This window comes from Agrobacterium sp. V1, from assembly GCF_030518355.1.
Lineage (GTDB): Bacteria > Pseudomonadota > Alphaproteobacteria > Rhizobiales > Rhizobiaceae > Agrobacterium > Agrobacterium cucumeris.
The window spans coordinates 2,001,174-2,013,746 of sequence record NZ_JAULSF010000002.1 but is presented as its reverse complement, the minus strand read 5'-3'; the positions used below and the strand labels follow the sequence as shown (position 1 = coordinate 2,013,746).

The following is a 12,573-nucleotide window of genomic DNA, read 5'->3' as shown; positions in this document are numbered from 1 at the left end:
TTGGCGTGTACGCCTGAAGGTCGTAGGGTCATTGATTTATGGTTACAATCGCGCCGCCGGCAAACTTGAACGCGCATACCCAGAAGTGGGTATCGGTCACGGAGCCAAAACGCCAATGCCCCGATCGAGTGCGTAGCGCACTAATTCCGCTGTTGATTTCAGCGCCAGCTTCTTTTTCAGGTGCTTTCGATGGGTTTCGGCTGTCGCGATGGTGATTCCGAGAGCATCGGCAATTTCGCGGTTATTCTTCCCCGCAACCAGCTCGCGCAGCACGTCCCGCTCCCGGGTGGTCAAAAGCTCGGATTCATCTATACGTGCCGCCTCCAATATGGCGTCTGCTACACCGGACGAGAAATAGGTGCCGCCTTTCGCGACCGCTTCGATGGCGGCTGCGATCTCGTCGGTCGAGACATCCTTAAGGATGTAGCCGGAAGCGCCACGCAGCACGGACGACGAGATGTATTCTTTGTCATGGTGCATCGAGAGCATGATGATGCCGCATGCGGGCAAAGCGTTCTTGAACAGGCCTATCGCGTCTATGCCGCTGATCCTTGGCATGTTGATATCCAGCAGGATGACGTCCGGATGAAGCCCGGCTGCCAGGTCCAACCCCGCCTGCGCATCGGCGGCGATCCCCACGACGTTCAAATGCGCATAGGTCTGAAGGATGGCCCGGAGCCCATCCAGAACCACTGGATGATTATCGACAAGCAAGACCCGGATGGTATGGGGTTTATTCATGCCACTGACTCCGTCAGAACACGATGCGCCGAGCGCGGCATCAAGATGGTCAGTACGGTTCCCTTATCGTCGCTTTTGATCAGCAGAATACCGTGGAAATGTGCCACCCGTTCCTGCATGTTGCGCAAACCGAGGCCCGGCGACGTGTTGCTTTCGCTATTAAATCCCGTGCCATTGTCGCCGATCGTCATTCGGCTGCGGCCACGCTCGCTGCGCAGGCGGATGAAAACCGTGGTCGCACCGGCATGCCGCTCGACATTGGTGAGTGCTTCCTGCGCGATGCGGTAGAGGGCCGTACTGGCCTCCGCTTTCAGGCCGTCCGCAAAAAAGCTGGCGTCCAGCGTTGCCTGCAGGCCTGTCCTGACGCGAAAGCCCTCACACAAGGCCCGCAGCGCCGCTATAAGCCCCAGATCATCGAGCAGAGGTGGCCTCAGTGCATGTGACAGTTGGCGTACATCACGGATCGCATCGTTGAGTGTCTTGATGCCACCTTCGATCGCTCCCAAGACGTCATTGTCGCCCGCCTTGACCATGCGTTCGGCCAAATTCATCGCATAACGAGCACCGACCAGACTTTGCGAGATACCGTCGTGTAGATCGCGGGCAAGCCTTGTCCGTTCCTGCTCCTGTGTATCGATTACTCGCTGCGTCAACTGTCGCAGCTTGCGATCGGCAAGTCGTCGCTCGCTGACCGTGAGGACCATGCCCGTCGCAAATACCAGCAGGACCGCCGGTACTGTCACCAATGCGACGACTTTGAATGTCCAGCCGATGGTGTTGCGAAAGTCCAATTGTGCTGTCTTGGTCTGTACATGGATTTCATCAAGGTAGATGCCCGTTCCCAGAATCCAGCGCCAGTCGTCAAGTTTGGCCACGTAGGAAAGTTTGTCGCCGACCTGGTCCGTCGCCGGCCGCTCCCATTTGTATTGGACGAAACCGCCGCCCGCCTTCGCGGTGTCGATTAGGCTTGCGATGACCTTCTTGCCATCCGCGTCGATGAGATCCAGCCAGTTACGGCCGGGGAATTCGTTTTGTCGGGGATGGACGATGCTGTTACCGGCATAATCGTAAACGAAGAAATATCCGTCCTCTCCATAGTCCAGGCTCTTGATAAGTTCGATCGCCCTTTTCTGCTTCTCATCGTCCGAGAGGCCGCTCTGCGCCATGATCCCGCGGACGGCTGACATGGCCACATAGGTGAGATGAACGATTTCGCTCTCTTTGGCTTTCAGCATATTCCGCTCAAACGTGGATATGCTGCTCTCGGCCAACGTCCTGGACTGCCATGTGATGAAGGCCGAGATGGCGAGCACCGCCAAGACCAGCGGTAAGATGGAAAGGGCGATGATCTGCTGCCGAAAATTCATGGAAATGAAGGCCCTTTTCACCGGCACGTTGTTTTTAACAGTAAGATCAGCGCATATTTTTACGGCATTCAGGAAATGCTGCCAGTTTCTGCAATGTCGCTTTAATCCCGACAAAGGTTAGAATTTTGCGCCTAAGTTTTGCAAGGCGCATTTTGGCAGCGCTGTTCATGCGGCGATTTTGCCGAAATCTATATGGCTGTCCAGATCGAGGTCGAACCGGCCGTAGTGATTTTCGTGATGTGAGGCCGCGATAATCTTCCGGTGACATACGGCCGTGTCAGGCTGGTTTAAAGAGCAACGTTTGCAGCATGCAGGTGTTCACATAGATGAGCGAGATTTCAAGAAGATCGCCCCCGAAACATTCCGGTTGTGCATCGCTCGTATAGACGACCACCCTTTTGTCTGGCGATAGATATACTTGAACCCGAGTCGCAGAAGCGATGCTCGTCCCGCCGCCATTAGTTCGTCATATCAAGCAGCTGAAGAACGCGCCGAGCCATATCTGCGCCTCTGTCGTCGTTGCGCCATGCCAACAGCAATGGGACCGAAAATGTCAGCGGCAATGGAATTTTTTTCACCTTGGGGGAGGTTATCCCCACGGCTGAAGGTAATATCGAACAGTAGCCGTGGCCGACAATCAGCTGCACTGCCACCGGTATGCTGTCGATCTCGATTAACTGCACCTTTGACAGCCAGGTTGGTCCAAGCAGATGCTCGAGGAAGCTTTCGGCGGTCTGGCGCAGTCCGGAGGCGCGGGAAGGCAGTACCAGGCGGTGCTTGAGGATCGCCTCGCGCATCTGTGCCGGCGAATCCTGGTCCGCCGGATCAGCCGCGTCATGCTGCAGGAAACAGGAAAGGTGGCTGCGCAGAACCTCGCGGCTGCGGAGCCTGGAATTGTTTAGCGGCATGTCAACAAGCACTGCATCGTACCGCTGCTGTTCAAGCCCTTCCAGCAGGCTGTCTGCAAGCCCCGGCTGCATCAGCAGCGGTGTGTCGAAACGGCGTGCCCAGTTGGCGGCAATTCGCGCAAGAATGATTGCCGACGGGCTGTCCGTTGTTGCTGGAGGAATGCCGCCGAATGACCAATGCCGTAGATGCCGCTTGAAACGCAGTGCCGATGTGGAATCCAGCGTAGCCCAGATATCGCGTAATTTGCTGACGTGAGGTGATATGCGAAGCCCTTCGGGCGACGCGCGCGAACCGTCGCGGGTCCGTTCAAAAAGTCGGACGCCGAGATTTTCCTCCAGCATGGCGATCATCCGTGTAAGCTGTGGTTGTCCGATTTGCAGTCTCAACGCGGATTTGCGGATCGAGCCCGATTCGAGAATGTCCACGAAGCGGAAAAGCGCAATTAGCGACACGCTTTTCTGATAAATACCCTTCGCATGGTCATCACCGCACTTGCCGTGGATCGCGAAGATTTCATCGGCGGCCTGTGCGAGATATGGGCTGAGCCTGCCCCCTTCCGCCGTCAGGATCAGACCTTTTGCGCCGTGAACGAAAAACTTGACCGAGAGGGCGTTCTCCAGACGACTGACGGCATCCGATACGGTCGAAACCGGAATGCCCGTCGCGCTGGACGCAAGATGGATGCCGCCGAGGCGAACCACCTGATCACATAAAAGAATTGTCGAAACCTTCACTTATCGCGTCTCGTTTTTGACCTTCCCATTCCGGCATCAGCCGTCCGGATTTTGGGATATACCACTAATTCCATTGTGCCTCATAGTCGAAATATGACAGGAGGACGATATGGCGGATTTCGATACGGTTTTGGCGGGGCGTGTCATTCTGACGGACCGCGAGATTCCGCGGGGTTTCGTGGCCATTCGCGATGGGAAAACGGTACTCATCGGAGAAGGCCCGGCACCGGCTGGAAGAGAAAATCATGATTTTGGCACCGGTCTTTTATTGCCTGGTGCCGTCGACGCTCAGGTACATTCGCTGTCGCAAAAGGGGGCTGAAGGATTTGCCGCCTCGACCCGTGCGGCGGCAGCAGGCGGAGTTACGACAATCGTGGACATGCCCTACGACGAGGGCAATCTTGTATGTTCCGCCGAGGCCGTGGCGCGTAAGGTCGCGATGATCGACGAAGAGGCGCGCATCGACGTGGCACTTTACGGTACCGTCGATCCGCAAGAGGGTCCTGCCCGCATTGCTGAACAGGCGGCGGCGGGAGTTTGCGCCTATAAATTCTCGACTTTCGGCACGGATCCCCACCGGTTTCCGCGCATCCCGCCAGCGCTGCTGCGGGCCTGCTTCGCCGAGGTTGCAAAGACCGGGCTTGCGGCAGGCGTGCACAATGAGGACGATGCCTATGTCCGCGCCGCGATTGCCGAGGTGGAGGCATCCGGCATCACCGACTGGCGTGCACACGGCCTGTCACGTCCTGAACTGGCCGAGACGCTGGCGATGCTGCAGATTTATGAAACTGGCGCCGAGACAGATTGTCCGGCGCATGTCGTCCATTGCTCCGTCAGCCGCGGCTACGAGATCGCCGAGATGTATCGCAGGAATGGCCGGTATTCTTCCATCGAATGCTGCATTCACTACCTTGTTCTGGATGAGGAGAATGATGTTGCACGGCTTGGCGGCAAGGCCAAGATCAACCCGCCGATACGCGCCCGACGAGAAGTGGAGGCGATCTGGCGACATCTGGCCGAAGGGCGGGTGTCGATGGTGTCTACCGATCATGTGAGCTGGAGCGAGGACCGCAAGACCAACCCCGATATGCTGAAGAATGCCTCCGGCGTGCCCGGGCTGGAGGTAATGGTGCCGCTTTTCGTCAAGGGCGCGATCGCGCGCGGTGTGCCGCTGGTGTGGGCGGCCCGGCTGATGGCCGAAAATCCGGCCCGGCATTTTCGTCTGGACCACCAGAAAGGCGGGTTGCAGGTTGGGCGTGATGCCGACGTCATGGTGCTTGTCGATCGGCCCGCGGTGTACGACGCGGCCACCAGCCCCCACTCGATTGCGGGGTGGTCGCCTTATCACGGCATGGAACTGCCCTGGACGGTTGCAGCCACGTGGCGGCGAGGCGAGATGGTCTTCGACGGGGAAAACGTGCTTGCTGCGCCGGGAACCGGTATTTTTGTGCGGCCGCCCGAAACACTTGGTCTGCGCGAGGTGCTGTTGTGATGCGCCGCAATCTAGACGCGTCAATAAAGGACATAGAAGCGGATCTCGACGCACTGGCGCAGATTACCGATCCGGAACGTCCCTGGACCCGACGCGCCTTCTCGCCCCGTTTTGATGAAGGGCGCAACTATCTTCGTCGACGTTTGCTGGGTGAGGGATTGAATGTCTCGACGGATGCGGGCGGGAACCTGATTGGTCGACGCGAAGGCACCGAGCCGCAGGCCGGAACGATCATGCTGGGTTCGCATTCCGACACCGTGCCGGACGGCGGACGTTTTGATGGTGTTGCCGGTGTCGTCGTTGCATTGGAGGTCGCACGCATTCTCTCACGGCGCGGTGTTGCCTTGCGGCACAACCTGGCCGTCGTCGATTTTCTTGCTGAAGAAGTCTCCATTTTCGGCGTTTCCTGCATCGGTTCGCGAGCGATGGCGGGCGTTCTGCCGCAGGACTGGCTGAGGCGCATCAGCGACGGGCGCGATCTGGCGACGGCCATGCGTGATGTGGGCGGCAAGCCGGAAAGTCTTGGAGCGCCCCTGCTCGATGACCTGAAGGCCTTTCTGGAACTGCACATCGAGCAGGGGCCGGTTCTCGAACGGGAAAAGATTGCGCTTGGGGTGGTGACGACCATTGTCGGCATCAATCGCGTCGAGATCGAGGTTAAGGGTCGTCCCGATCATGCCGGTACGACTCCGATGGGGTTGCGCGCCGATGCCCTCGTCGCTGCGGCGCGGATCGTGAGTGAGATCGAGCGGTACGCGACGGAGCTTTCCGGTGGTCCCGGGCATTTTACCGCAACCGTGGGCGAGTTCGAAATCTCCCCCAACGCCGCCAATGTGGTGCCGGGGCGGGTCCGCATGCTGGTCGATATCCGCGCTGAACGGGCCGAGGACAAGGAGGCGTTCGTGTCCTGGCTGACCGGACTTGACGCGGACGGTGAAAATACGATCGAAGCGCGACTGATTTCCGGCAATCCCGGCGTGCAGATGGATGAGGGATTGCAGGAGACGCTGGCAAAGGCCGCAGACCGGCTGGACACGCCCTATCGCAAGATGGTGTCGGGTGCGGGCCATGATGCGGCGTTCATGGCACGGCTGTGCCCTTCGGCGATGCTCTTCGCTCCATGTCGCGACGGCCGTTCCCATTGCCCGGAAGAGTGGGCCGATGCGGCCGACCTCGCTCTGGCGGCTGAAGTTCTGGCAAACACGATTATGGAATTGGACAGAAAAAGGGAGGGCTGAAGGTGGCCAGAATTCTGACGGAAAAAGATGTGGAACCCGCAGTGCGGGGAGGCGCGGTCTATGCGGCCGGCGGTGGCGGCTGGGTCCACCATGGACGGATGCTGGGCTACGCCGCGGTGAACGCCGGTGCGCCGGAACTCGTCTCGATTGACGAATTGAACGAAGACGAATGGGTGGCGACGGCTGCCGCCATCGGCGCGCCGGCCTCCACCACGCCCTGGGAAATGCGGGGCGTTGATTATGTCAAGGCCGTGCAGCTTTTGCAGGATGAGCTTGGTGCGAAGGTCGCGGCCCTGATGATCGGGCAGAACGGCAAGTCCTCGACCCTTAACGCGTGGCTGCCTTCGGCTATCCTCGGCTGCAAGGTACTGGACGCGGTGGGTGACATGCGCGCCCATCCGACCGGCGATATGGGCGCGATCGGCATGGCTGGAAAACCGGACCAGTCGATCCAGACGGCCGTCGGGGGAAATCGGGATCAGAACCGCTATATCGAACTTGTAACGCGCGGCGCAACCGGCCGGATCTCTCCTATCCTGCGCACCGCCTCCGACATGTCGGGCGGTTTCATTGCCTCGGCCCGCAACCCGGTTCGCGCCGGTTACGTCGCGAAGAATGCGGCACTCGGCGGAATTTCCAAGGCGCTGGAACTTGGCCATGCAATCCTCGCTGCCGAGCCTCGAGGGCATGCGGCAGTCCTCGATGCGATCCTTGCGACCACGGGCGGCAGGATCATGATCGAGGGAGAGATCACCGCTAAGGATGTCCATTATACGAATGAGGCTTTCGACGTCGGTACCGTCACCATCGGCAGCGGCGAGGGGGCGCTGACCCTGCATGTGATGAACGAATACATGGCCGTCGAGGCGGTCGATGGTCGTCGCCTTGCGACCTTTCCGGATGTCATCACCACATTGTCGCAGGAGATCGAGCCGCTGTCGGTCGGCGAGCTGAAGGTCGGCATGAAGATCCACCTGTTGCATGTCCCAAAGACCCTCATTCCGATCGGCGCGGGCCTGATGGACCCGGCGATTTATGTCCACCCCGAAAAGGTCATGGGCATCAACCTGACCGACTACGCATTGGAGGCCTGAAGATGCCGAGAGAAAATCCCCGTAATCCGGGCTTCCCGATCCCTTCAGGCCCGGATATTCGAGCCAAGGGCTGGCGGCAGGAAGCCCTGCTGCGCCTCATGGAAAACGTGCTGGCTGTGGGTGAAGACCCGGAAAACCTCGTCGTCTACGCAGCACTCGGGAAGGCGGCGCGCAACAAGGCCGCATATGATGCCATCGTGCGTGCATTGACGACGATGGATGAGGATCAGACACTCGTCATCCAGTCGGGAAAGCCGGTCGGCTTGATGAAGACTTCGGCCGAGGCCCCGATGGTCATCATGGCCAATTGCAACATGGTCGGCCAATGGGCCAAGGCCGAGAATTTTTATGCTCTCGAACGCAAGGGCCTCATATGCTGGGGCGGCCTGACTGCGGGGGCATGGCAATATATCGGCTCGCAGGGCGTCATTCAGGGTACCTACGAAATCTTCATGCGCATTGCCGAACGCCGCTTCGGTGGCACGCTCAATGGGCGTTTCGTACTGACCGCGGGCCTTGGTGGTATGGGAGGAGCGCAGCCGCTTGCCGGTCGCATGGCAGGCGCGGCCATCCTGTGCATAGAGATCAATCCGGAACGGGCCCGCACCCGCAAGGATATCGGCTATCTCGACGAGATTGCCGATGACCTCGATAGCGCACTGGCACGAATTGAAGAGGCCCGCGCCAAGGGTGAGGCGCTGTCCGTCGGGCTTGTCGGCAATGCAGCGGAAATCTATACCGAAATAGCCGCACGTGGGATCATCCCGGATATCGTCACCGACCAGACCTCCGCCCATGATCTTGTTTATGGCTATATTCCAATCGGTTACGATCTGGAACGGGTACGCCGCCTGCGCAGCCAGAATCCGGATGAGCTGATCGAGGCCGGCAGGGCGTCGATTGCCAAACAGGTGACAGCCATGCTGGAATTCCAGCGGGCCGGCTCGGAGGTTTTCGACAATGGCAATTTGATCCGAACGCAGGCGCAGGCCGGTGGGGTTGCCGACGCCTTCGATATTCCGGTCTTCACCGAAGCCTATCTGCGCCCGCTGTTCTGCCGGGCGATTGGTCCCTTCCGCTGGATGGCCCTGTCGGGCGACGCTTCGGACATTGCGCGGATAGACGAGCTGGTGCTGGAGATGTTTCCGGACAACAAGATCGTCACCAACTGGATTTCGCTGGCGCGCAAGCATGTTCCGTTCGAGGGGCTGCCGGCACGTATTGCATGGCTTGGCCATGGCGAAAGAAGCGCGCTCGCACGGCGGGTCAACGGTCTGGTCGCTTCGGGTGAATTGAAGGGGCCGGTTGCCTTCTCTCGCGATCACCTCGATTCAGCGGGCATGGCGCATCCAAACATCATGACGGAGAACATGCTTGATGGTTCGGACGCCATCGCCGACTGGCCGCTTCTCGACGCGATGTTGCTCTGCGCTTCGCGCGCCGACCTTGTCGCACTTCATTCCGGCGGCGGGGGTTATGCGGGCTTCATGACCTCGGCAGGGGTCACGATCGTCGCTGATGGAACCAACGCGGCCGACGATCGGCTTTCGCAATCACTCGACAATGATACGGGGCTCGGCGTCATCCGTTACGCGGATGCGGGCTATGCCGAAGCACAGGATGAAATTGCCAGCAAGGGCATACATCATGTGCAGATCTGACGAGATCAAAGCAGCGAGGAGAGGCCATTAATCGCCACGAGCGGCGGAAAATTACGATCACCAATCAACACCGCCTGCCGCTGTCGGCAGGCCAAGAGGGGACAATAATGGAAAAAACACATCAAAATTTGTCAATGACACCGGTCAGACGGTCATCACCGGAGCGCGCCGTTGCTGCAGCATCGATAGGCAACGCCCTGGAATGGTATGACTTCACCGTCTATGCGCTGTTTGCCATCTATATCGCCCATAATTTCTTTCCCGGCGGCGATCACACGGTCGAACTCGTGAAAGCCTTTCTTGCCTTCGGGCTAGGCTTCGTGATCCGCCCCCTGGGAGCCATCGTGATCGGGGTCTATGGCGACAAGGCCGGCCGAAAGGCCGCGTTGTTCCTGACCATCATGATCATGGCGGCGGGCACCCTGTTGATTGCGGTGGCCCCGACCTATGCCGCGATCGGTGTGGGAGCGCCGCTCATGATCCTTGCCGGGCGAGTCCTTCAGGGCTTCTCCGCGGGTGGAGAAATCGGCGGAGCAGCCGCCTTTCTTGTTGAACATGCGCCAGCCGACAAAAAAGGCAAATATGCCTCCTGGCTCCAGGCAAGCATGGCGATTTCCAACATCATGGGTGCACTCGTCGCCTTTGCTGTTACCTCGCTCCTGACGGAGCAGGAGATTGGAGACTGGGGCTGGCGGATTCCGTTCTTCATCGGCGTCTTGATCGCGCCTGTGGGTCTCTGGCTGCGCAAGACGCTGGACGAAACACCGGCTTTTCAGGCGGAACAGGCAAGTCTCGAGAACCAGTCCGCCAAAACACCCCTGAAGCTCGTCTTCTCTGACTATTTCGGCCATCTGATCAAAGGTTTTGCTTTCTCGATCCTGTGGGCGGTTTGCGTTTACGTGCTGATCATCTACATGCCGATCTTCGTTCAGCGTGCTTTCGGTTTCAGCGCTTCGGAGGCGTTTACGGCATCGCTGATTGGAAACGTCTTCCTTGCGGTCGGTTGCGTCAGTGCTGGAAGTATTTCGGACAGGATCGGTCGGCGCTTGATGCTTGCTATTGCGGCCGGCGCAATGCTGGTTGCCGTCTACCCCCTGATCTGGTGGCTGCAATCTTCGCCGACGCTGACGACGCTCATCATCGTGCAAAGCCTGTTCTGCATCATGGTCTCGGGATATGTCGGGGTTGCGCCCGCTACCCTGTCCGAGCTTTTCCCGACGAATATCCGCACCACCGGCATGTCATTGGCCTATAACGCCGCCGTCACGATCTTCGGAGGATTTGCCCCGGCGACGCTGACCTGGCTCGGCAGCACGGAGATCGGTTATCACGCGCCGGGATTTTACGTCATGGCCGCCGCATTCATATCGCTGATAGCGGTCCTGATCCTACCAAAACCATATTCCACGAACTGAAGAGATGGGCCGCCGAAGGCCCAGCTCCCACATTGCTTAACCCACCATGTCTGGAAATTTACAGTCGAAGCGAAGCCGCTTCGACGGCCGGACACTGCTGCAAACACAACTGCATAATAACAACCAACTCAAGGGAACATCATGTCTGCTCAAACCGGGACTATATCTTGCCTCGCCATTGCCGCAGCTTTGGCGATAGTCGGGCTTACTGCTTCAAATGCGCAGGCGGAACACTGGTCCATCGATGGTCAAAATCTGACCGTGGAACAGGTTGTCGGCCTGGCGCGGGACAACAACGCCAAAATCACTCTCACCGAGAGCGCCGACAAACGGATCGCCGAAGGCTTTGATCTGGTGATGGAGGCTGCCCTGCAGGGCAAGGCGGTCTACGGTCTCACGGTCGGCGTTGGCTGGAACAAGGATCGCCCTGTTTTTGCGATGAAGGACGGCAAGCGCGTTCTGGACGATGATCTGCTGAAACTGTCACGCGCTTTCAATTCGACGTCTCTTCGCGCTCATGGCGCAGGCGTGGGTGAACCGATGGCGATCGAAACGGTGAGGGCGGGCATGGCGATCCGTCTAAATCAGATTGCCACCGGTCGAACCGGCGTTCAGAGCGCCGTCGCGGAAATGTACCGACAGTTCCTGGAGCAGGGGATCACCCCGGTGGTTCCTTCGCGTGGTTCTGTTGGAGAGGCGGATATCACCCTTGCCTCCCATATCGGTCTGGCGATGGTTGGTGAGGGTGAGGTCTTCATGAACGGCAACCGCATTCCCGCAGCGCGCGCGCTGACTGACGCCGGCATCACTCCGCTTGAGCCGGTCGGCAAGGATTTTCTTTCGATCCTCAGCACGAATGCACTGACCGCCGGGCAGGCTGCGCTGCTTGCGCGTGATACGGCGGGATATCTCGAAAAGGAAGCCGTCGTCTTCGGTTTGGCACTGGAAGGCTTTAACGGCAATGTCGCCCCTTTCCTCGAAGCGACGAACGATCTGCGCCCCTTCGGTGAAAATACATCCGGGGCACAGATGGTTCGCTCTGCCCTTGGCGGCAGCTATCTCTGGTCACCCTCGAAAGATCGGGCGCTGCAGGACCCTCTGTCTTATCGCACCATGGCCTATGTGCTTGGCGGAGCCGAAATTGCGATGCGGGATCTGACCAAGGCGTTGGAAATCCAGATCAATCACAGTGATGATAATCCTGTCGTGGTTGCGGGTGCCTCGGACGACAAGGCTTCCATGCAGGTCTCCCAGTATTTTATCGAAGGAGAGGTATCTGGAGCGATCTATCCGAGTGCAGGTTTTGAGATGCTGCCGGTGGCTTCAAGGGTTGAAGCACTGAACACGGCGCTGGTGCGCCTGTCACAAGCCATTACGATGCAGACGATCCGCTTCGAGAACCCGGATTTGACGCATCTTTCGCGGTTCCTCGCTGCTGAAACCAATCAAGGGCACGCGTTTGGTGCAATCCAGAAGCCACTTGTGGCGCTTCTGGCCGAAAATCAGCAGATCGGCGCGCAGGCCCCCGTCGGTTCGATCGCAATGGCAGGAAATATCGAGGATCTGGACAGCCACGCCCCGCTTTCGGTCGCCAATCTCGGCCGGATTCTGGATAACCTTTACTGGATGTCGTCAATCCAGCTGCTACATGCGGCGCAAGCTGTTGATCTGCGCAAGCCCGGGCAATTGGGAGCGGAAACAACGGCACTGTTTGAAGACTATCGCCGGAGTGTGCCTTTTGTGGCGACGGACCGAATATACAGCAATGATTTCAATACGGGTTATCGTTTTCTGAAGGCCCGTTGAGCGGTTGTTGTGTTGGCGTTGAACCAGATGAGAGGACCGACGTCTTTGGGCCGTTTCGCAAAGCAAATATGCGAAGCGCGGCACGGCTCGAAGACCTCGGCCATTCAGATCCGTGA

The 12,573-nt window shown here is 58.8% G+C and carries 9 protein-coding genes; 6 read left to right on the top strand and 3 right to left on the bottom strand.

Translation table 11 applies throughout. The features are described 5' to 3' along the window. Positions 1-96: 96 nt before the first annotated feature. The 3 genes from QSV77_RS23010 to QSV77_RS23000 form a co-directional block, all read right to left on the bottom strand. Positions 97-741, bottom strand: a complete 645-nt coding sequence (locus QSV77_RS23010; protein WP_142842585.1) for a response regulator transcription factor — start codon at positions 739-741, stop codon at positions 97-99. Next, positions 738-2,108: a cache domain-containing protein gene (locus QSV77_RS23005; protein WP_302735183.1), complete on the bottom strand. Its 1,371-nt coding sequence runs from the start codon at positions 2,106-2,108 to the stop codon at positions 738-740. The genes QSV77_RS23010 and QSV77_RS23005 overlap by 4 nt, the downstream gene beginning before the upstream one ends. A 458-nt stretch (positions 2,109-2,566) precedes the next feature. After that, entirely contained in the window at positions 2,567-3,718 is a 1,152-nt protein-coding gene (locus QSV77_RS23000; RefSeq protein ID WP_302735182.1) for a LysR family transcriptional regulator, read from the bottom strand. Between the two features lie 142 nt (positions 3,719-3,860). Here QSV77_RS23000 and QSV77_RS22995 point away from each other — a divergent pair, with 142 nt between their 5' ends. From QSV77_RS22995 to hutH, 6 genes are all read left to right on the top strand, one after another. Continuing rightward, complete coding sequence (locus QSV77_RS22995) at positions 3,861-5,243, top strand: dihydroorotase family protein (RefSeq protein WP_302735181.1); 1,383 nt, start codon at positions 3,861-3,863, stop codon at positions 5,241-5,243. Then, positions 5,243-6,481, top strand: coding sequence for a Zn-dependent hydrolase (locus QSV77_RS22990; RefSeq protein WP_302735180.1), 1,239 nt, complete (start codon positions 5,243-5,245; stop codon positions 6,479-6,481). The genes QSV77_RS22995 and QSV77_RS22990 overlap by 1 nt, the downstream gene beginning before the upstream one ends. A gap of 2 nt (positions 6,482-6,483) precedes the next feature. Further along, a complete protein-coding gene (locus QSV77_RS22985; protein ID WP_302735179.1) occupies positions 6,484-7,575 on the top strand; it encodes a DUF917 family protein in 1,092 nt (363 codons plus the stop codon). 2 nt (positions 7,576-7,577) lie between these two features. After that, a complete protein-coding gene (locus QSV77_RS22980; protein WP_302735178.1) occupies positions 7,578-9,236 on the top strand; it encodes a urocanate hydratase in 1,659 nt (552 codons plus the stop codon). Between the two features lie 134 nt (positions 9,237-9,370). Continuing rightward, complete coding sequence (locus QSV77_RS22975) at positions 9,371-10,651, top strand: MFS transporter (protein ID WP_271362671.1); 1,281 nt, start codon at positions 9,371-9,373, stop codon at positions 10,649-10,651. Positions 10,652-10,792: 141 nt separating this feature from the next. Further along, on the top strand, positions 10,793-12,457 hold the full coding sequence (gene hutH, locus QSV77_RS22970; RefSeq protein ID WP_302735177.1) for a histidine ammonia-lyase: 1,665 nt from the start codon (positions 10,793-10,795) through the stop codon (positions 12,455-12,457). Positions 12,458-12,573: the final 116 nt, after the last annotated feature.

Bases quoted from the DNA above. Each gene is read 5' to 3' on its own strand.
- QSV77_RS23010 (WP_142842585.1), bottom strand. From the start codon at position 741: ATGAATAAACCCCATACCATCCGGGTCTTGCTTGTCGATAATCATCCA.
- QSV77_RS23005 (WP_302735183.1), bottom strand. From the start codon at position 2,108: ATGAATTTTCGGCAGCAGATCATCGCCCTTTCCATCTTACCGCTGGTC.
- QSV77_RS22995 (WP_302735181.1), top strand. From the start codon at position 3,861: ATGGCGGATTTCGATACGGTTTTGGCGGGGCGTGTCATTCTGACGGAC.
- QSV77_RS22990 (WP_302735180.1), top strand. From the start codon at position 5,243: ATGCGCCGCAATCTAGACGCGTCAATAAAGGACATAGAAGCGGATCTC.
- QSV77_RS22980 (WP_302735178.1), top strand. From the start codon at position 7,578: ATGCCGAGAGAAAATCCCCGTAATCCGGGCTTCCCGATCCCTTCAGGC.
- QSV77_RS22975 (WP_271362671.1), top strand. From the start codon at position 9,371: ATGACACCGGTCAGACGGTCATCACCGGAGCGCGCCGTTGCTGCAGCA.
- hutH (WP_302735177.1), top strand. From the start codon at position 10,793: ATGTCTGCTCAAACCGGGACTATATCTTGCCTCGCCATTGCCGCAGCT.